18 protein-coding genes and 1 pseudogene are annotated in these 18,870 nt (G+C 59.2%); 11 read left to right on the plus strand and 8 right to left on the minus strand.

Annotated features, from left to right (window positions below; translation table 11 throughout):
* Positions 1 to 14: 14 nt before the first annotated feature.
* On the minus strand, positions 15 to 689 hold the full coding sequence (locus FQ187_RS27365; RefSeq protein ID WP_149631860.1) for a histidine phosphatase family protein: 675 nt from the start codon (positions 687 to 689) through the stop codon (positions 15 to 17).
* 370 nt (positions 690 to 1,059) lie between these two features.
* Here FQ187_RS27365 and FQ187_RS27370 point away from each other — a divergent pair, with 370 nt between their 5' ends.
* From FQ187_RS27370 to hemB, 3 genes are all read left to right on the plus strand, one after another.
* A complete protein-coding gene (locus FQ187_RS27370) occupies positions 1,060 to 1,758 on the plus strand; it encodes a glutathione binding-like protein (RefSeq protein ID WP_149631861.1) in 699 nt (232 codons plus the stop codon).
* A gap of 32 nt (positions 1,759 to 1,790) precedes the next feature.
* Entirely contained in the window at positions 1,791 to 2,633 is an 843-nt protein-coding gene (locus FQ187_RS27375; protein ID WP_149631862.1) for a PhzF family phenazine biosynthesis protein, read from the plus strand.
* A gap of 152 nt (positions 2,634 to 2,785) precedes the next feature.
* A complete protein-coding gene (gene hemB / locus FQ187_RS27380) occupies positions 2,786 to 3,760 on the plus strand; it encodes a porphobilinogen synthase (RefSeq protein WP_149631863.1) in 975 nt (324 codons plus the stop codon).
* Between the two features lie 30 nt (positions 3,761 to 3,790).
* Here the strand turns inward: hemB and FQ187_RS27385 are convergent, their stop codons facing one another.
* Positions 3,791 to 4,207 carry a hypothetical protein gene (locus FQ187_RS27385; protein ID WP_149631864.1) on the minus strand — a complete coding sequence of 139 codons (417 nt, stop codon included), beginning with the start codon at positions 4,205 to 4,207 and terminating at the stop codon, positions 3,791 to 3,793.
* Positions 4,208 to 4,365: 158 nt separating this feature from the next.
* A complete protein-coding gene (locus FQ187_RS27390; protein ID WP_149631865.1) occupies positions 4,366 to 5,895 on the minus strand; it encodes an FAD-dependent oxidoreductase in 1,530 nt (509 codons plus the stop codon).
* Positions 5,896 to 6,077: 182 nt separating this feature from the next.
* On the opposite strand from FQ187_RS27390, the gene FQ187_RS27395 reads away from it, so the two are divergent.
* Positions 6,078 to 7,172, plus strand: a complete 1,095-nt coding sequence (locus tag FQ187_RS27395) for a DUF1615 domain-containing protein (RefSeq protein ID WP_149631866.1) — start codon at positions 6,078 to 6,080, stop codon at positions 7,170 to 7,172.
* An 80-nt stretch (positions 7,173 to 7,252) separates the two neighbouring features.
* Here FQ187_RS27395 and FQ187_RS27400 read toward each other — a convergent pair.
* Positions 7,253 to 7,456, minus strand: a pseudogene (locus FQ187_RS27400) (hypothetical protein); the annotation flags it as partial.
* Between the two features lie 238 nt (positions 7,457 to 7,694).
* On the opposite strand from FQ187_RS27400, the gene FQ187_RS27405 reads away from it, so the two are divergent.
* Entirely contained in the window at positions 7,695 to 8,318 is a 624-nt protein-coding gene (locus FQ187_RS27405; protein WP_149631867.1) for a glutathione S-transferase, read from the plus strand.
* A 1-nt stretch (position 8,319) separates the two neighbouring features.
* On the opposite strand, the gene FQ187_RS27410 is transcribed toward FQ187_RS27405, so the two are convergent.
* Complete coding sequence (locus tag FQ187_RS27410; protein WP_123366129.1) at positions 8,320 to 8,760, minus strand: CBS domain-containing protein; 441 nt, start codon at positions 8,758 to 8,760, stop codon at positions 8,320 to 8,322.
* Positions 8,761 to 9,017: 257 nt separating this feature from the next.
* Here FQ187_RS27410 and FQ187_RS27415 point away from each other — a divergent pair, with 257 nt between their 5' ends.
* Positions 9,018 to 11,378, plus strand: coding sequence for a DNA polymerase II (locus FQ187_RS27415; RefSeq protein ID WP_178122781.1), 2,361 nt, complete (start codon positions 9,018 to 9,020; stop codon positions 11,376 to 11,378).
* Here the strand turns inward: FQ187_RS27415 and FQ187_RS27420 are convergent.
* Positions 11,343 to 11,813 (minus strand): DUF1810 domain-containing protein, encoded by a 471-nt coding sequence (locus FQ187_RS27420; RefSeq protein ID WP_149631868.1) that lies wholly within the window; start codon positions 11,811 to 11,813, stop codon positions 11,343 to 11,345. The two genes, FQ187_RS27415 and FQ187_RS27420, sit on opposite strands and share 36 nt — an antisense overlap.
* Positions 11,814 to 11,842: 29 nt before the next feature.
* Complete coding sequence (locus tag FQ187_RS27425; RefSeq protein ID WP_149631869.1) at positions 11,843 to 12,664, minus strand: aldo/keto reductase; 822 nt, start codon at positions 12,662 to 12,664, stop codon at positions 11,843 to 11,845.
* 269 nt (positions 12,665 to 12,933) lie between these two features.
* Between FQ187_RS27425 and FQ187_RS27430 the strand changes: the two genes are divergently transcribed.
* The 4 genes from FQ187_RS27430 (at position 12,934) to FQ187_RS27445 (ending at position 17,617) form a co-directional block, all read left to right on the plus strand.
* Positions 12,934 to 13,683, plus strand: coding sequence for a hypothetical protein (locus FQ187_RS27430; RefSeq protein WP_149631870.1), 750 nt, complete (start codon positions 12,934 to 12,936; stop codon positions 13,681 to 13,683).
* A gap of 134 nt (positions 13,684 to 13,817) precedes the next feature.
* Positions 13,818 to 14,603, plus strand: a complete 786-nt coding sequence (locus FQ187_RS27435; protein ID WP_046047606.1) for a sulfite exporter TauE/SafE family protein — start codon at positions 13,818 to 13,820, stop codon at positions 14,601 to 14,603.
* 183 nt (positions 14,604 to 14,786) lie between these two features.
* The gene (locus FQ187_RS27440) at positions 14,787 to 15,386 is read left to right on the plus strand and encodes a biliverdin-producing heme oxygenase (RefSeq protein ID WP_256667465.1); all 600 of its coding nucleotides are present in this window, start codon (positions 14,787 to 14,789) and stop codon (positions 15,384 to 15,386) included.
* Positions 15,383 to 17,617: an ATP-binding protein gene (locus FQ187_RS27445; protein WP_149631871.1), complete on the plus strand. Its 2,235-nt coding sequence runs from the start codon at positions 15,383 to 15,385 to the stop codon at positions 17,615 to 17,617. Before FQ187_RS27440 ends, FQ187_RS27445 begins: the two co-directional genes overlap by 4 nt.
* Here the strand turns inward: FQ187_RS27445 and FQ187_RS27450 are convergent.
* On the minus strand, positions 17,614 to 17,982 hold the full coding sequence (locus tag FQ187_RS27450; RefSeq protein WP_149631872.1) for a VOC family protein: 369 nt from the start codon (positions 17,980 to 17,982) through the stop codon (positions 17,614 to 17,616). The genes FQ187_RS27445 and FQ187_RS27450 overlap by 4 nt on opposite strands.
* Positions 17,983 to 18,162: 180 nt before the next feature.
* Between FQ187_RS27450 and FQ187_RS27455 the strand changes: the two genes are divergently transcribed.
* On the plus strand, positions 18,163 to 18,735 hold the full coding sequence (locus FQ187_RS27455; protein WP_149631875.1) for a DUF4174 domain-containing protein: 573 nt from the start codon (positions 18,163 to 18,165) through the stop codon (positions 18,733 to 18,735).
* The last annotated feature ends 135 nt before the right edge of the window (positions 18,736 to 18,870 follow it).

Below are 18,870 nucleotides of genomic sequence, written 5' to 3' on the forward strand. Positions count from 1 at the left end.
AGGCACTGCATCACTCAAGTCGGACAGGCCTGCGGCCCGTTATTCAGGCCTTGCTTGTAGCTGTGGCTCACCACGCTGGCCTTGCCGTTGTGCCAGGTCAGGGTGAGCACGTACAGCGAGTCGTAGTCGCTGGATTCCCAGTCATCGGTGATGTTCTGTTTCTTGCCGACGGCTTCTCCAGCGACCTTGTTGATCAGTTCCGGCAGGTAGCCGTGGGACCAGGCGGTGTAGATGACCGAGTTGTGATACTTGTCGAGGAGCAATTCATCGGCCAGGTCGCTGGTGTCGTTGGCCGAAAAGTTGATGTTCACCGGCAAACCGAGCTTGATCGCGCTGGGGCTGATGGTCATCAGGGGGCGGATGTAACTGTAGGAATTGTCCAGTTCGCCTTCTTCGACATTGCGTGTCGGGTTGGCGGCAAACACGTAGTTGGCGTTGCCGAATTTTTCCGGCAGCAAGGTGGCCAGGTCGATGGCGCGGTTCAGGCCCTGACAGTTGAGCTGGCCGAGGCCGCCTTCGGGTTTTTCCGCGTGGCGCAGGAATACCAGCGTCTGGGTGCCGTCCGCCGGTTGGGCGCGGCTTTCGCTGGACTCAAGGGACAGGAATAGCGCGCTGATCGCCAACAGGGAACCCAGGACAACATACGCGCGATGCTTGAAGCGTTTGGCGAATTTAAAAAGGTTCATCATTTGAATAGGTGATCTTCAGCGCATTCGGTTAAGGCTGACAAACCTTTACACCACGAGCTCCCTGCGTCGGGTGTTTTCCATGTCGTTGGGCCGGTCCGTTTCCGAAAGGGCAATGCTCAGAGTCCTCTGAAGCCCATTTGGTTCGATCCGAGCGAGTGCGCAGCACTTTAGCGGCAATCTGAGATGGGTTGGAGCAGAGGTTATCGACAGGATGTTGCGGATTTATGGACACAGTACACGTGTCGGCGCCACTGACAGGCTGCGATCCTTTGATCTTGCTCATCAGCAACATTGATACGCCAAAAAATCGCAGCCTTCGCCAGCCCCTACATTATGATCAGCGTCTACTTTTTCCGTGTGGATGCTTCCCATGATCGATCTGTCCGCGTTCCCGATTACCCAAAAATGGCCGGCTCAATACCCCGAATGGATCCAGCTTTACTCCTTGCCGACACCCAACGGCGTCAAGGTGTCGATCATGCTCGAAGAGATCGGATTGCCCTACGAACCGCATCGTGTGGGCTTCGACACTAATGATCAGATGGCCCCCGAATTTCTTTCGCTGAACCCCAACAACAAGATTCCGGCAATCCTCGACCCCCACGGTCCGGGGGACCGACCCTTGGCGCTGTTCGAGTCCGGGGCGATTCTGATCTACCTGGCCGACAAGAGCGGGCAACTGCTGGCTCAGGAATCGGCGGCGCGATACGAGACCATTCAGTGGTTGATGTTTCAGATGGGCGGCATCGGGCCGATGTTCGGCCAACTCGGTTTTTTCAACAAATTTGCCGGCAAGGATTACGAGGACAAACGTCCCCGCGACCGCTACGTCGATGAAAGTAAACGTTTGTTAAAAGTTCTTGATGGACGTCTGGAAGGGCGAGACTGGATCATGGGCGAGCGCTACACCATCGCGGATATCGCGACTTTCCCCTGGGTGCGCAACCTTATCGGCTTCTATGAGGCCGGCGAGCTGGTGGGCATCAAGGACTTCCCGAGCGTCACGCGGGTGCTGGAGCGCTTTCTGGCGCGGCCGGCGGTGATGCGCGGGCTGGAAATCCCCAAGTAAACGCTACGATTTGATCAAGACCAAGGCAGGCCATGCACTCATTCGATTTCAAGCAAGTAGATGTCTTCAGCCGTATTGCGCTCAAGGGCAATCCGTTGGCGGTGGTGTTCGGCGCCGATGAGCTCAGCGATGAGCGCATGGCGGCGTTCGCCAGCTGGACCAACCTCAGCGAAACCACATTCATTCTCGAACCGCGCGATCCTCGCGCCGATTATCTCGTGCGGATCTTCACCACCCTGAACGAATTGCCGTTCGCCGGCCATCCGACACTGGGCACCTGCCATGCGTGGCTGGAGGCCGGAGGGGTGCCCAAGGGCGAAGAGATCATTCAGGAGTGCGGTGTGGGGCTGGTGCGGGTTCGTCGACAAGGGACAGAGCTGGCCTTTCTCGCACCGCCATTGCTCAGGACCGGGCCGGTGGAGGCGGATGTGGTGGAACGGGTACGTCGGGGGCTCAGGCTGGAATCGGGGGCGATTGTGCGCACTCAGTGGGTCGACAACGGTGCCGGATGGCTGGCCGTGATGGTCGAGGATCGCCAGCAGGTGCTGGACCTGCAACCGGACCATTCGCAAATGCTCGGCCTGTCCGTCGGTGTCATCGCGCCATGGCATCCCGAGCGCGATGGTGATGACGCACAGTTCGAAGTGCGGGCGTTCATCTCCTGCGATGGCATGCCGGAAGACCCCGCCACCGGAAGCCTGAACGCCGGAATTGCCCAATGGTTGCTCAGCGAAGGACTGGCGCCGGCGTCCTATGTGGTCAGCCAGGGCCTGACCATGGGCCGCGCCGGACGCATTCAGGTCGAGCAAGTGGGCGACGAGATCTGGATCGGCGGTGCGGTGGTGACCTGCATCAGCGGAACCTTGACGCTGTGAACTTCCCACAGGGTTCTGTGCTGGATACGGGTGATTATTGCCGAACCGGTAAGGGCTTATTCCGCGTCTGAGGTTTGTGCCCTGCGCCTTGCAGGGCATAAGCTTCGACCCCCACGACTTTCGTCTCGTCCTCCGTTTTTCAGGAAACCCACATGTCCAGTCAGTTCCCCGAAGCACGTCCACGCCGTCTGCGCCGCAATGCGAGCCTGCGCAGCCTGTTCCAGGAAACCGAGTTCAGCTTGAACGATCTGGTGCTGCCGATTTTCGTCGAAGAAGCAATCGACGACTTCGTACCAATCAAAAGCATGCCGGGCGTGAACCGTATTCCGGAGTCGAAACTGGCGGGCGAAATCGAGCGTTATGCCCGGGCCGGGATCAAGTCGGTGATGACGTTCGGCGTGTCGCACCATTTGGACGGCAACGGCAGCGACACCTGGAACGACAACGGTCTAGTGTCGCGCATGTCGCGCATCGCCAAGGACGCCGTGCCGGACATTATTGTGATGTCCGACACCTGCTTCTGCGAGTACACCGACCACGGCCATTGCGGTGTGCTGCACAACCATGAAGTCGACAACGACCAGACCCTGATCAATCTCGGCAAACAAGCGGTGGCCGCGGCCCGTGCCGGCGCCGATGTGATCGCCCCGTCGGCCGCCATGGACGGGCAGGTTCAGGCCATTCGCCGGGCGCTCGATGAAGCGGGTTTCAACCAGACCGCGATCATGGCCTATTCGACCAAGTTTGCCTCGGCGCTCTACGGTCCGTTCCGTGAAGCCGGCGGCAGCGCACTCAAGGGCGACCGCAAAAGTTATCAGATGAACCCGATGAACCGCCGCGAAGCCGTGCGCGAATCACTGATGGACGAGCAGGAAGGCGCCGACGCGCTGATGGTCAAACCGGCCGGCGCGTACCTGGACATCATCCGCGACATCCGTGAAGCCTCGCGTTTGCCGCTGTCGGCGTATCAGGTGAGCGGCGAGTACGCGATGATCAAATTCGCCGCGCAGGCCGGAGCGATCGATGAGGCTCGCGTGGTGCGTGAGAGCCTTGGCGCGATCAAGCGGGCAGGGGCGGATCTGATCTTTACCTACTTCGCGATGGACCTGGCGCTGGCCGGGATCTAAACCCGACACAGAGCCCTGTGGGAGGTGTTCTCAGACTCTAACGTCGAAAGACGCATTTATGTGCAGTTCGTCATACGGCTCATACTCGTGTCGAAAAATAGCTGTAATGGTTCCTTGAAAACGTTTCTTGTTTTCAGAGACTGTCAACTTTAGAAGGGAGTCGGGAACTGTGGAGTATTGGCCAGAGAAATGGATGTAGTGGGCAACTGAACCGTTGTTGTATGAAATCACGTCATACGTTCCATCTTCATATTCATCACGAAGCCAAAAGCTTAGCGCTAAATCATCTCCAAACTCTTTCGAGCTCCCGTGAAAAATGGATTTTACGGAAGGGATGGAGTGAAAGGTAATTAATTCTGTTCTAAAAGGCTGATGCTCTGGGTGGTCAATTAATGCGCTCATGACTCCACTGATGTCGGTGGTCAATGTTCCATATGAACTATCCATTGTGCCGCTCCTCGTTAATTGGTAACGGCTTGATTAGATGAAATGGTTACGAAGCCGTCTACTGTCAAACCTGACAGGTAGACCTGATTGGCCACTGCTAAACGATGAGCGGTCGGTTGAACAACCACCCATACAAATCAGTAACTGAAGAGCGTATTTCAACCAAAAAACGGTCTGATCCCGTGATCCCGAAAGTACCGCTCGATCACCTTGGGGTCGGCAGAATTGTCGGCAATCGCCACATACGTATCCGGCCGCAACAGGTAACACCCGTTACGCCCCAGGCCAGCCGCTTCAAACGCCGGCCGCCAGTCAAAAACATGCAATGGCAAATGATGTTCGTGGCACCAGGCGATCATTTCGTCGCTGGTGTCGCCATACACATGCACCTGCCAGGTCGAACACTTCAACGATTCGAAATTGTCCCCCTCACCGTCGTGAGCCCAAGGCAGGCGGTCGCCACCGTGAACATGACCGGCAACGCCGGTGCTCAAAGGCATCCCGCGATAATTCAGGGTGATCTGCGACACCGTGCGAAACAGGAACTCGCGGGACGCCTCAAACGATGCCATTTTCGGAATCACGAACGGCGCCAGACGCGTGCGCAGCAAATCGGCCATGCGCCCTTCGGCCGTGACGAAACTGAACACCCGATCAGTGGTGGCGACCAGTTTGCGGGCAAACGCGATGCGTTCGGTTTCGTAAGTGTCGAGGAGTTTGGCCTCGGCGCCGCCGCTCAACACCGCCGCGAGTTTCCAGGCGAGGTTGATGGCATCGCCAATGCCGGTGTTCATGCCCTGGCCCCCGGCGGGGCTGTGGACGTGGGCGGCGTCACCCAATAAAAACGCGCGCCCGGTGCGAAAATGATCCGCCACCCGATGATGCACGCGGTAGGTCGAGAACCAGTTCAGTTGCTCGATCTTTACTTTCATATGCTCGATGGCCCGGCTGCTGACGTCTTCAAATTGCAGGGTTTCGGCCTGGTCGGCACGTTCGTCGCGTACGGTGCCGATCAGACGGGCGCGGCCTTCACCGGCCAAGGGAAACACCGCGAGAAAATCCGCTTCATCGAGATCCACATGCAGTTCGCCATTGAACGTCGGCCCGCTGGCTTGCACGTCGGCGACGTAGAAAATCTGCTGGTAGGTGCCGCCGGGAAATCCGGTGTCCAGGGTCTTGCGCACGATCGACCGGGCACCGTCGCAACCTGCCAGATAGCAGGCCTGGCAGGTTTCCTCCTGACCATCGGCCAAGCGCAGATAGGCGGTGATGCCGTCACCGGTTTCCATGAAACTTTCCAGCGCCGTGTTGCGCTCCACTTTGATGCCAAAGGTTTCGAGGCGGTCTATCAGCAGCCGTTCGTGTTCGTCCTGAGGAAAGATTTCGAGGAACGCATAGGGTGTCAGGCCTTCGCCGATGCGGCTCAGCGGCAAGCGCGCCACGGGTTCGCCCTTGACCCAGAAGTTCGCCGCAGCCACACGATGGCCGTTCTGCACCACCGCATTGCTGAGGTCGAGCTGGCGATACAGCTCCAGCGTCCGCGCCTGCACGGCCAGCGCCCGCGAGGTGGTTCCGGGTGCCGACGTTTTGTCGAGAATCCGCACCCGAATCCCCAGTTTGCTCAGGCACAGCGCCAACACCAGCCCGGTCGGGCCGGCGCCGATGATCAGTACGTCGCTACGGTTCATGAGCTGTCCTCCTCGGTGTGTGGCTCAAGTATGGTTCAGCCGCGACAGACGGGCAGGTTGTCTGCCAAACGGAAAAAGACCCCGCGCTGCTACGGGGAACAGTGGGAGGCGGCGAGAGTCATAGCCTGCGCCATGCCATTGATCGTATGGTTACCCCGGCTCAACGGATTTGATGGAGCAACATGCAAGCCAATCGATTGATGATGAGCATCGCCGCGTTGCTGGTGCTGGCCGGTTGCGGTACTCAACGCACGCAAGAGCTCCCTGCGCGCAAGCCTGCCGAGGTCAAGGCCGAGATCGTGCGTCTGCTGCCGGCCAAAACCGCTGATCGCCAGGGCTGGGCTACCGATATTTACGCAGCATTTGCTGCCCAGAACATTTATCCGTCCACCCAAAACCTGTGCTCGGTACTGGCGGTCACCGAGCAGGAATCGACTTTTCAGGTGGATCCACCGGTACCGGGCCTGGGCAAAATCGCCCGCGACGAGATCGACCGCCGTGCCGATAAAGCCCACATTCCCGGCTTGCTGGTGAGCGGTGCGCTGCAGGTGAGTTCATCCAACGGCAAAAGCTACAGCGACCGCCTCAATGCGGCGCGCAGCGAAAAAGAGCTCAGCGCGATCTTCGATGACTTTATCGGTATGGTGCCCATGGGCCGGACGCTGTTCGGTGGGTTCAACCCGGTGCACACCGGTGGGCCGATGCAGGTCAGCATCGATTTCGCCGAGCAACAGGCGAAGGCGTATCCGTACCCGGTGGACGGCTCGATCCGTCATGAAGTGTTCAGTCGTCGCGGCGGCCTGTACTTCGGTATCGCCCACTTGCTCGGTTATCCGGTGAGCTACAAACAACCGCTGTATCGCTTTGCCGATTTCAATGCCGGTTGGTACGCCAGTCGCAATGCCGCGTTTCAGAACGCGGTGAGTCGCGCTTCGGGCATACCGCTGGCGCTGGATGGTGACCTGGTCCGCTACGATTCGATCATGCCTGGCACTACGGAATTGGCGGTGCGCACTCTCGGCAAGCAACTGGACATGCGCAATCCGACCCTTCGGGACCAATTGGAGGAGGGTAAAAACTTCGAGTTCGAGGACACCCAGCTCTATGCACGGATTTTCGCCCTGGCCGAAAAGGCGGAAGGTCGGCCATTACCGCGTGCGGTATTGCCAGGGATCGTGCTGCAAAGCCCGAAAATCACCCGCAAACTCACCACGGCGTGGTTTGCCAAGCGGGTCGATGAGCGTTATCAGCGTTGCATGGCACGGGCCGGCAAGTGACAGACCGCAAAAAACAGGCGTAAAAAAAACCGGCTGATAAGGCCGGGTTTTTCATTGAGTACCGCGGTAAAACACATTTATGCAGCGCGGTTTTCGATCAGGCGATCCGAGCCACCTTCGGCAACGCGGCTTTCGATCAGACGATCCGAACCACCTTCAGCCACACGACTTTCAATCAGACGATCCGAGCCGCCTTCAGCGACAACCGGGTGAACAGAGGTAGCGGCGAAAGCGTTAACTGCAAAAACCGAGAAAGCGATGCTGAGGAGGATTTGGCGTTTCATGATGGTGTGCTCCGGGGTGTAGTTGTTGGGTATGGAGCGGATGTTACGCCGCGGATTTTTTATGAGAACTTCATTGCCGTTATGGTGAACATCGACGGCAATGATAGGAAGGACGACGCACCCCACGCGAGCATGGCTCAGCCGCGCCCTTGTTCACCGACTAGACTGGCCGATGACGGGAACGTGCTTCGTGCTCACTCGTCTACTGACTCTGTTCGTTTCGCCAGGAGCGCGCGATATGTACCAGCTCTACGGACACCAGAACTCCGGCGCTGCCGCGATAGAAGCGGCACTGGAGCTTTGCGAAATCCCTTACCGCTTCATCGACGTTGAAACCTCTCCGGAAGCGACCCACGCGCTGGAGAAACTCAATCCGCTCAAGCAGATCCCGACACTGCAATTGCCCGATGGCAGCGTTCTCACCGAGAGCGCGGCGATTCTGATTCACCTGGGGCTCACGTTCCCCAATTCAAACCTGTTGCCGAAAAACACCGCTGCGCGTGATCAGGCCATTCGCGGCCTGGTGTACATCGTCAGCAATTGCTATTCGGCCATTGGCATCATCGACTACCCCGAGCGCTGGTTGGCCGAGGCGGATGAGTCGTCCAGGCAAAACCTCATGGCCGGCGCCCGCGCGCGACTGCACAGGAGTTGGGAGGTGTTTGCCGATCAATTTTCGGGCGATTTGTACCTGGGCGATGAGACGCCGGGGGCGCTGGATGTGCTGGCGGCGGTGGTTTCCAGGTGGGCGGGCAGCCGGGAGTATTTACGCAGTTCCCGACCCGGGTTTTTCGCGTGGCTTACGCGCATCGACCGGCACCCGACATTGGCACCAGTCTTCGCGCGGCATTGGCCAGACTGATCTATTCGCCGCGGATGTACTGCTCCAACTGGCGAATCAGTTCAGCCTGTTCGGCGATGGCTTCCTTGACCAGGTCGCCGATCGACAGCAAGCCGATTAACTGGCCGTTTTCCACCACCGGCAAGTGGCGCAGGCGCTTGTCGGACATGATGCCCATGCAGGTTTCGACGGTTTGATGGGTGTCCACGGTGATCACCGGCGACACCATGATGTCTTCGACCGGAGTACCGACGGATGAACGGCCCTTCAACACGAGTTTGCGCGCATAGTCACGCTCGCTGATGATGCCGACGACCTCGCCATTCTTCAGGACCGGCAAAGCGCCGACGTTTTTTGCGGCCATGACCATCAGCGCTTCCAGCACCATTTGATGCGGTGCAATGGTGTGGACTTCATGATTCTGTTCAGCCTTTAACTTCAGCAGTTGGGCGACGGTTTTCATGGCAGTTTCTCAGGTGTTGTCGTTGTTCTTGAAGAATCGTAGACGCAGGCGCTGAGGGCAAGGGAGAAAGCGGCAGATAACGCGCAAAAAACGTCATTCAGCGGTTTTTCTGCGGAAAACCTCTAGCGCCCGGTCTCAAACGTAAAAAATGTACCCGTTGTTACCGGGACCCACACACTGCCAAATCTTAAGCCTCCACGCTATCCACGCAAGGACGCGTAGAATTGCGCCTTGAATCAAATCTAGAGGTTGCAGTGGTGGAATTACAGCGGGGCTTCGTCCTGACCCGGCATTGGCGCGATACCCCGGCCGGTACGGAAGTCGAGTTCTGGCTGGCGACCGACACCGGTCCCCAGCGGATCCGCCTGCCTTATCAACCGTCGGTGGCGTTCATCCCCGCAGCCCAGCGCGAGCAGGCCGAAGCGCTGCTGCGCGGCGAAAAGAACGTCGAGCTGCGGCCGTTGGCGTTGCTGGATTTCGAGCACCGCCCGGTACTCGGTCTGTATTGCCAGCAGCACGGTCAGTTGATGCGCCTGGAAACCGGGCTGCGCAAGGCTGGCGTCGACATGTTCGAAGCCGATGTGCGCCCGCCCGAACGCTACATGATGGAGCGCTTCATCACCGCGCCGGTCCGGTTCAGTGGCACGTCGAACACCGATGGCCTGCTGCTCGATGCGCAGATGAAACCCGACCCCGACTATCGTCCGAGCCTCAGGCTGGTCTCCCTGGACATCGAAACCACCGCTCAGGGCGAGCTGTACTCCATCGCCCTGGAAGGCTGCGGTGAGCGCCAGGTCTACATGCTCGGCCCGCCCAATGGCGACGACAGCGAAGTGGATTTCCAGCTCGAATACTGCGATTCCCGAACCCTGCTGCTGAAAAAACTCAACGAATGGTTCGCCCGCCATGACCCCGATGCGATCATCGGCTGGAACGTCGTGCAATTTGACCTGCGCGTGCTCCACGAACACGCCCGGCGCCTGGCGGTGCCGCTGAAACTGGGGCGTGGCGGCGAAGAAATGCAGTGGCGTGAACACGGTAGTCGCAACCATTACTTCGCTTCGGCCGCCGGCCGGCTGATCATCGACGGCATCGAATCCCTGCGTTCGGCGACCTGGAGTTTCCCCTCGTTCAGCCTGGAAAACGTCGCGCAAACCCTGCTTGGCGAGGGCAAGTCGATCGACAATCCGTACCAGCGCATGGACGAAATCAACCGCATGTTCGCCGAGGACAAACCGGCCCTGGCCAAATACAACCTCAAGGACTGCGAGCTGGTGACACGGATTTTCGCCAAGACCGAGCTGCTGACCTTTCTGCTGGAGCGGGCCAGCGTCACCGGTTTGCCGGCGGATCGCAGCGGCGGCTCGGTGGCGGCGTTCACTCACCTTTACATGCCGCTGATGCACCGCCAGGGTTTCGTTGCGCCGAACCTTGGGAACAAGCCTGCGCAGGCCAGCCCCGGCGGTTTTGTCATGGACTCGCAACCGGGCCTGTACGAGTCGGTGCTGGTGCTCGACTACAAAAGCCTCTATCCATCGATCATCCGGACCTTTCTGATCGACCCGGTGGGCTTGATCGAGGGGCTTGAACACCCTGATGACAGCGAGTCCGTGCCGGGCTTTCGCGGTGCGCGTTTTTCCAGAACCCGGCATTGCCTGCCCGCCATCGTCGCCCGGGTGGCTGAAGGTCGCGAAACCGCCAAGCGCGAACACAACGCGCCGCTGTCCCAGGCCCTGAAGATCATCATGAACGCCTTTTACGGTGTGCTCGGCTCCAGCGGTTGCCGTTTCTTCGACACACGCCTGGCGTCGTCCATCACACTGCGCGGTCACGAGATCATGCTGCGCACACGACAGCTGATCGAAGCTCAGGGCCACACGGTAATTTACGGCGACACCGACTCGACCTTCGTCTGGCTGCGCCGTGCGCACGGTCAACAAGAAGCCGCACAGATCGGCCGCGCGCTGGTGGATCACGTCAACCAGTGGTGGCGCGAGCATGTGCAGCAGGAATACGGTCTGGAAAGTGCGCTGGAATTGCAGTTCGAAACCCACTACAAGCGCTTTCTGATGCCGACCATTCGCGGCGCCGAGGAAGGCAGCAAGAAACGCTATGCGGGGCTTGTGACCCGCGCCGATGGCACCGACGAAATGGTCTACAAAGGCCTGGAAACCGTGCGCACCGACTGGTCGCCGCTGGCCCGGCAATTCCAGCAGGAGCTGTACCTGCGCATTTTCAATCGCAAACCCTATCAGGATTATGTGCGCGACTACGTGCGCAAGACGTTGGCGGGGGAGTTCGACGATCGCCTGATCTACCGCAAGCGCCTGCGCCGCACCCTCGATGACTATCAGCGCAACGTGCCGCCCCACGTGCGGGCCGCACGGATTGCCGATGATTACAACGACCAGCAGGGCCGTCCGCGGCAATACCAGAACGGTGGCTGGATCAGTTACGTGATCACCGTCGCCGGGCCCGAGCCGCTGGAAATTCGCAGCGCGCCCATCGACTACGACCACTACGTCACCCGGCAACTGCAACCGGTGGCGGATGCCATTCTGCCCTTCGTGGACGACGACTTTTCAACCTTGATTGGTGGGCAGTTGGGCCTGTTTTGAGTCGAGCAGCAACAACGTCCAGTCATCCAGGATGCCGTGGAAATACTGGTCAAGTGCTCGATGAAAGTCGCTGTTAGCGCCGGCAACCTGGGCGAACAGCGTCATGGAAGAGTGAAACTTGAGATCGTCGGGATGGCCGAATATGCCGGCAATCGAGCTTTTTTCGATGTTCAGCACCATTTGCGTGCAGGTGCGCAACCGTGAGCCCAGCAGTGGATGATTGAGGTACGCCGCAGCTTCCTCTTTGGAACGAATGGCAAAGTGGCGGGACATCTCGCTGCCGCCCAATCCTGAGAGTTGCGGAAAGATGAACCACATCCAGTGACTGCGCTTGTGACCGGCGTTCAGCTCGGCCTGGACCCGTTTGAACACCGGGTCCTGTGCCTGGATAAAGCGTTGCAGATTAAAGGAATCGTCCTGATCAGTGCTTCTCATGCCGAAGCCCTCTGACAGACTGCGATGGCTCAGACCATGGCCAACCGCTGTTTGCGTTGTGGCGCGCGAAACGCCTGGTCCAGCGCCTCCAGATCCCCAGCCTCCAGTTGCAATTGCGCGGCTTGCGCGTTGAGTTGCACGTGCTCGGGTCGGACCGCTTTGGGGATGGCGATCACGCCTTCCTTACGCAGCATCCATGCCAGCGCTACCTGGGCCGGAGTCACACGGTGACGGGCGGCTATTTGCTTGAGCGTTGTATGGTTCAGCATAGGCCCACCCTGACCGATCGGACAGTAGGCCATGACCGGCATTTGATGCTGGTAGCTCCAGGGCAACAGATCAAACTCGATGCCGCGTTCTTCCAGGTTGTAGAGCACCTGATTGGTGGCACAGGCCGGTGAGGCCAGTTCCTCCAGGTCGTCGACATCAAAATTGGAGACGCCCCAGCGACCGATCTTGCCTTCTTCGCCCAGGCGTTCGAAGGCTTCGACCGTTTCTTCGAGGGGGTACTGGCCGCACCAGTGCAGCAGGTAGAGATCGATGTAATCGGTATCCAGACGCCGCAGACTGCGTTCGCACGCTTGGGGGATGCCTTTGCGGCTGGCGTTGTGCGGGTACACCTTGCTGACCAGAAACACTTCGTCACGTCTGCCGGCGATGGCTTCACCGACCACTTCCTCAGCGCCGCCCTCGCCGTACATTTCAGCAGTGTCGATGAGGGTCATGCCGAGTTCGATGCCCAGGCGCAATGCAGCCACTTCCTGGGTGTGCCGGGAACGGTCTTCGCCCATGCGCCAGGTGCCTTGGCCGATGACCGGTACGTTGACGCCGGCCAGTTCGAGGGTCCGCATTCAAACCTCCTTTCTGAATTTCGATCGATACTTCAGTGGGCAGCAGAATAGCCCGGTGGTTCCGTCGACGTGCATGGCTATTAAAGCGGCACGGTGTACTTCGGTGTGACCATCGCACGCTTCGGCAATCGCACCAATGTGAGGGGCCTCTTAACGGCTGTCAGCGCTTACGGACCGTCGGCACTGCACTTTTTAAGGATTCACGGCTCTATCCTTGGCCAGCCTGCGGCGAATCCCCACCGCCGGCCCATGCCCAAGTTCAAGAACCCATGGCTCGAGTTTTACCCCGCACCACCCCGCCAATCCGCCGCCGTTGCCTGCTGTTGGCCTGCTTGTCGATGCTGGCCGCCTCCGGGTGCAGCCAGCAGCAGGGCAGCGACATCGTCAGCCAGTTTCGTGAAGGCAAACCCCAGGAATTCCTCCAGACCAGCGTCGACCGCATGGCGACCCTGACGATGCGCGACAACCTCGACAGCCTCTACCTGCTGATGAGCAAGCTCTACCTGCGCAACCCGGACGAGCTGAAAAAATCCGGCTTCCTCGACGCCCGAACCGCCGGCAAACAGGTGCGCATGGCCATCGAACAGCAACAGCCGCTGCCGACCCTGGGTGGCAAAAAAGACCTGGCAGCGCTCAGTTATGCCATGAGCCCGGAGTTTCTTGGCGACCGGGTCGGTGCTTTCATCTATGCCATCGGCAGCATGCTCGTCACCGCCCACGGCAATCAGCTCGAGTTCTACATGACGGATGCGATCAACCCGACGTTCGTCAGCAACGCTGCCCGCAACATCGAGAAAGCCACCTGGATACTCAGCCAGCGGCAAAACAAGCACGGCGAGCCTTTGCTGTTCTCCAACGAAATTTCGGAGGAGGGCAGCAACCTGAGTTTTGCCGTGGAGTTCGGCAAGATCGTCGCGCGGCTGGACCTGCTGACGCAGATGCTGGACGAACGCTACCGACGGATCGGCTTGAATTACGCCCAGAGCCTGCTATTCCTCAACTTCCTGCCCGTGCAGTGAGTTTTGTCCAACTCAGCAGATCCCACAGGGGGTGTGTTTAGGGAATAAAGATAGATCGCATCGATATAACTGGTTATAAGAAAAATCGCTATGCTGCGGGGCAGATTTTTCATGCGTTTTTTGTGGGCGTGTTAATGGAATTCGGTAATTTCGGTTTAGTCGTGGCAGGTCTGGTGGTCGGCTTTATTGTCGGGATGACCGGGGTCGGTGGCGGTTCATTGATGACTCCCATTCTGTTGTGGTTCGGGGTCAATCCGGCCACCGCAGTGGGGACGGATTTGCTGTACGCGGCGATTACCAAGTCCAGTGGCGTGCTGGTTCATAGAAAGAACAAGAACATCGACTGGGCCATTACCGGTTGGCTGACCCTTGGCAGTGTGCCCGCAGTGGCGTTGACGTTGTGGTTCCTGAGCACATTGCAAACATCGCCCGAGGCGATGAATGCGGTCATCAAACAGGCGTTGGGCTTTGTCCTGTTTGCCACGGCGCTGGCGATTTTCTTCAAGAAACGCCTGCTCGATTTCGCCCACAAACGCGCCGGCGGTCATTACAACCCCAGCGGCAACCGCTTGAATGCACTGACCGTGATCACTGGCCTGGTCCTCGGCACCATGGTTGCCCTGACCTCCATCGGCGCTGGCGCCCTGGGCACCGTCGCGTTGTTCATTCTCTATCCGCTGCTGCCTACTCGCCGCCTGGTGGGCACGGAAATCGCGCACGCCGTACCGCTGACCCTGGTTGCCGGCCTCGGCCATGCGAGCATGGGCAACATGGATTGGCACGTGCTGGGTTATTTGCTGATCGGTTCGCTGCCGGGGATTTACCTGGGCAGCCACCTGACTGGCCGCATCTCCGATGAAGTGCTGCGACCTTGCCTGGCCACGATGCTGGTGCTGATCGGGTACAAACTGGCGTTCTGATTCCGCCCGTCCCAGAAACAAACCACCTCCTGCACCGCATAGGTGCTACGGTGGAAAGCCAGCCTTCATTCACCCGTGAATGACCTGTGGGCATTTCCCCGTGATCGACAAGAGGTGGCACGTGTCCACGTTAATCGCCGAATATCAAAGCCGCGAAGCCGGGTATTGCTTCGACACACTGTCGTGACCGCCCCGCCCAAAAACCTGCCGCTGATTCTCAGTGAGCTGCGCACCGCCACGACCCGGCAGCATCAATTGCTGGAAAAACGCATTCCGTTTTCCACCGCCGATTTATTGCTCTATACCCGCCTGATCGAGGCCTACTACGGCTTTTATCGGCCGCTGGAAAACCTGCTGTTTCAGGTGGCGATGACCATTCCCGGTCTGGACTGGCTGATGCGTAGCAAAACCCCGTCGCTTGAAGCCGATCTGTATGCCTTGGGTCTGGACGCTGCCGCCATCGATGCCATCCCCCTCTGGCCGTTTTCCCTTCAACCCCGCTCCATTGCCGAGGTGCTGGGCGTGTTGTACGTCCTGGAAGGCGCGACGCTGGGTGGGCAATCGCTGCGCAACGGCCTGTACTCGCGCCTCGGTGTCGATGAACACAAGGGCGGGCGGTTTTTTGCGGTGTATGGCACGTCGACCTTGCTGATGTGGCGCGGTTTCCTGGCGTGCCTGTATGAGGTGTGTGATCCCGTTGAACGAGCGGAGTCGGTGGTTGCGGCCCAAGCGACTTTCGAGGCCTTCGAAGGTTGGCTCGAGCACTGCGAGGTATTGGTATGAACCGCCTCAATGATGAGCAACTCGACGCCGCGCTCGCCGACTGCGCCAGCGAAGCGATCCGGATTCCGGGGTCGATCCAGCCCCACGGCGTTCTGCTGACCCTGAGTGAGCCTGGGTTGATCATCCAGCAGATCAGCCGCAACTGTGCTGCGTTGCTCGGTCAGACGGCGGCGGCTTTATTGCAGCAACCCTTGGCGCTGCTGTCGGGTACTGCGGCGACAGAGCAGGTTCGCCAGGCGCTGTTGTTGAATGATCTGGAGGAAGCCAATCCGTTGTTGCTGGAGATAGGGGCGCAGCGGTTCAACGGATCGCTCAACCGACGTGACGGTGTGATTATTCTTGAGCTGGAGCCGTTGCATGACGCTACGCCGGACAACACCGGCATCCTGCTTCGGGCCCTGCGACGGATGCAAGCAGCTAGCACGCTGGAGGACTTGTACACCGTCAGTGTCGATGAAATCCGCCGCCTGACCGGCTTCGACCGGGTGATGATTTATCGTTTCCAGCCGGCGGGGCATGGGCAAGTCATCAGCGAGGCACTGGGCGGTGTTCTGCCCGGTTACCTAGGGCAATGTTTCCCCGCCTCGGACATTCCAGCGCAGGCCCGTGAGCTGTATCGCCTGAACTGGATCCGGGTGATCCCGGATGCGCGGTATGTGCCGGTGCCGATTCTTCCGGTGTTGCGCCCTGACACCGGGCAGCCTCTGGATCTGGGTTTTTCGGTCCTGCGCAGCGTGTCGCCGGTGCATTGCCAGTACCTGGAAAACATGGGCGTGCGAGCCTCCATGAGCCTGTCACTGCTGGAGAACGATCAGCTTTGGGGACTGATCACGTGCGCCCATCCTGAACCATTGCTGGTCAGTCACTCGGTGCGCACGATGTGCGCCGCGATCGCCCAATTGCTCAGCGTGCAGATCACGGCCCTGCAAACCCGGGACGAGCAGCGTCAGCGTGAACAGAAATCCCGGCTGCTCAATGAACTGACCGCTGCAATGCGCCTGGCTGACAGCGATGTGCTGGAGGGGCTGGTCAATCACCCGGCGCCATTGCAGGACTTGACCGGGGCCAGTGGCGTCGCCGTATTGATCGAAGACCGCTTGCAGCTGTTCGGTGAATGCCCGACGGTTGAGCAGGTACGCGCCCTTTACTTGTGGGTGCGCGAGCAATGCCTGGAAAGCGGCGAGCCGCTGTTGACCGACCACCTTCAGGGGCAACACGGTGCCAGCGCGCTCTACAGTGACGTGGCCAGCGGTCTGCTGGCTTTCGTACTGCCCAAGCCGGTGGACAACGGCGTCCTGTGGTTCCGCCCGCAACTGCGCTCCAGCATGAAGTGGAGTGGCAACCCTGATGAGCATTTCAGTGCAGGGACCGACAACCGTCTGCAACCACGTACCTCCTTTGCGCTGTGGGAACAGCAAGTGGAGGGAAGGGCGCAGGAATGGAGCACGGCGGATGCTTATGCGGTCAGAGAACTGCGCCGCAGTGCCATCGAAAACGACCTCGCCCGTCAGGTGCTACGCGAGCACGAAGCGGTCCGGGAGCGTGATGAGTTGGTGGCAGTGGTGTCCCATGACCTGCGCAATCCCATGACCATTATCATCATGCAATGCGGAATGATGCAGCGCCTGGTCGCCAAGGACGAAGGCAAGCATACCGTGCGCCTGAGCGCAGCCCTGGGCACCATGGAGGAAGCCACCGCAAGGATGAACGCCCTGATTGCCGATTTGCTGGACAAGTCGAAACTCGATGCAGGCAAGTACCCACTGGCGTGCAAGCCGTTGGATGTGGTCGATTTGCTTGAGGAAGCCTGTTCGTTGCTGGTGACGCTAACGTCTCACAAAAACATCGAACTCAACTGCACCAGCGCAGAAGGGCTGAGCATCGACGCCGACCCCCAGCGGCTGTTTCAGGTGCTGTCGAACCTGCTGGACAACGCGATTAAATTCACCCCGTCAGGCGGGCGTATCGACCTCAGCGCCCGCCAGGTAGACGGCAAGGTGCTGATCTCGGTACGCGACAATGGCGGGGGTATCCACGCCGTGCATTTGCCGCACATTTTCGACCGCTACTGGTCGGTTCGTGACGGTAATCCCAACGGCAGTGGCTTGGGTTTGTACATCTGCCGCAGCATTGTGCAGGCCCATGGTGGAGAGCTTTGGGCCGAGAGCGAACCGGGGATGGGTAGTGTGTTTACCTTTTCCATTCCGGCGCTGGTGGCGGGCGCGGCTTAGGCCCGGGTCAGAATCTCCAGCAGATGCCCGTCCGGGTCATCGAAATAAACCCGCCGGCCACCGCCGTAATCGTTGATCTCGTTCGATCGTTGTTTGCCGGGGTCGGCCCACCAGGCTTGCTTTCGGGCTTGCAGGCGGGCGAAGGCCGCATCGAAATCGTCGTCACCGATCAAAAACGCGTAGTGCTGGGAGGCAATCGGCGGGTCATTGTCGTAGAAGTCCAGCGACACACCGTTGTCGAACTTGACGATCAGCATCGGGCCAAAGGGTTCGGGGCAGGGCAGACCGAGGATGTCTGCCAGATAGTTGGCTGATATCTGCTTGTCGCGACACCAGACGATGGTGTGGTTCAACTGAGCGCTCATGCAGAGGTCCTCACGGCGGATCAGGGCTTGGTTGTTGAGCTATGAGATTAGCTCAGCCTGTTGCGCAATGACCGCCCTGACCTAAGCTTGGGGCAAGGCGAGACACAATTGCGGTGCGTCACCCGGAACGAACACCGCGATGCGCAATCATTAGAGCGTGGATATCAAAAGGAGATGCGCATGCTCATCAGGTCATTGACCCTGACTACCCTGCTGGCTTTCGCCGGCCCCTTGTTCGCTGCCGATGACGGCTCACCGCTGGATATGGACAAGGGCAGGTCCCGGCCGTTGATAGTCATCGCTCCAAGTACGGTCGATCCCACGTGGGTCAGCCTGAAAAAGTCGCTGGATGAGCCGGCCAATCGCAAGGGGTTCACCGAGCGAAACATGGTCCTGTACACCGTGCTCAATTTGATGGGCCAGCGCGAGGGCAAAGACCTGGGGCCACAAGACACGGCGGCATTGATCCGCTCGCTCAAGTTGGGTGCCGGCGCGAAGAGCAAAGTCATTCTGGTGGGCAAGGACGGGGAAAAGAAGTTTGAAAGTTCGGGGGATGAATCAAAATCGGTCGATTTGAAGAAAATTTTCGACACGATCGACGCCCTGCCAGCGACCGAAAAAGAAGCCGCAGCGCCGACGGTCGCGACCCCTGTTGAAGCGGCTGAACCGGTCAACGGTGCAAAGGGCGCCAAGGGCGCAAAACCAGGCAAACCGGCGAAGCCCGCCAAGCCGCCTGAAATGCCGGATGATTAAACGCAGCTTTTGTAATTGGATGGACTCGCCCAAGCCGAGGCGTCAATGCGCCACGGTGGCAGTCTAAACAGCCAACGACAGCGAGGGCGAGTCCATGAAAAATCATAGTTCGATTGATCAATCCCTGTCTTCTTC

The organism is Pseudomonas sp. ANT_J28 (assembly GCF_008370005.1).
Taxonomy (GTDB): Bacteria; Pseudomonadota; Gammaproteobacteria; order Pseudomonadales; family Pseudomonadaceae; genus Aquipseudomonas; species Aquipseudomonas frigoris.